This window comes from Clostridium luticellarii, from assembly GCF_002995845.1.
Lineage (GTDB): Bacteria > Bacillota > Clostridia > Clostridiales > Clostridiaceae > Clostridium_B > Clostridium_B luticellarii.
On sequence record NZ_PVXP01000160.1, the window covers coordinates 1 to 643 of the forward strand.

Annotated in this window: 2 protein-coding genes; both read left to right on the plus strand. The window is 37.0% G+C overall.

Going from position 1 to position 643, the window contains the following annotated elements; all coding sequences use genetic code 11:
* Positions 1–117 precede the first annotated feature (117 nt).
* Positions 118–498 carry an IS66 family insertion sequence element accessory protein TnpA gene (tnpA, locus tag CLLU_RS18535; RefSeq protein ID WP_106011221.1) on the plus strand — a complete coding sequence of 127 codons (381 nt, stop codon included), beginning with the start codon at positions 118–120 and terminating at the stop codon, positions 496–498.
* On the plus strand, positions 488–643 hold a 156-nt coding region (gene tnpB, locus CLLU_RS19590; RefSeq protein ID WP_106011222.1), incomplete at its 3' end, for an IS66 family insertion sequence element accessory protein TnpB. The genes tnpA and tnpB, both read left to right, overlap by 11 nt.

Sequence of the window (643 nt, forward strand, 5' to 3'; positions counted from 1 at the left end):
GTAAGCGTCAAACAAGAAAGTGGATGGAAAGTGTTCAAAAAATGTGAGATAATCTTCTAAAATAAGTTTTAAAGTTTTTCAAGTTAGCTTTAAAAACTTTAAAAAGGAAGGTTTTATATGGATGTACAAGAAGCAACTCAAAAATATAGAATGAATGAGTGGATTAAAATTATACGTGAATGCCGCAGCAGTGGCCAGACTGTGAAATCATGGTGCTCGGAAAATGACATCAGGATCAACAGATATTATTATTGGTTGAGAAAAATACGTACTGCTGCTTGTGAAGCTCTCCCTTCCAAAAATCCAAAGGAACAGATAGTTCCCATAAATACTTCCAAATTATCAGGTGTCATTTCCACAGATGCAGCCTATGTTTCTCCAGAAACATATCAGGCTGATATTATTATCCGTTTTGGTCGTGCAGTTCTTGAAATTCACAACGGTGCCTCAGGCAGTTTAATTGAAAATGTTATGAAGGTGCTGCAAAATGCTGGGTGATATTTCAAAGGCAGAGAAAATATATATTGCAACCGGACATACAGATATGAGGAAATCAATTGACGGACTGGCTGCCATCGTACAGAAGAATTTTGAACTGAATCCATTTCAGAACAGTCTGTTTCTCTTCTGCGGACGGAAGAGA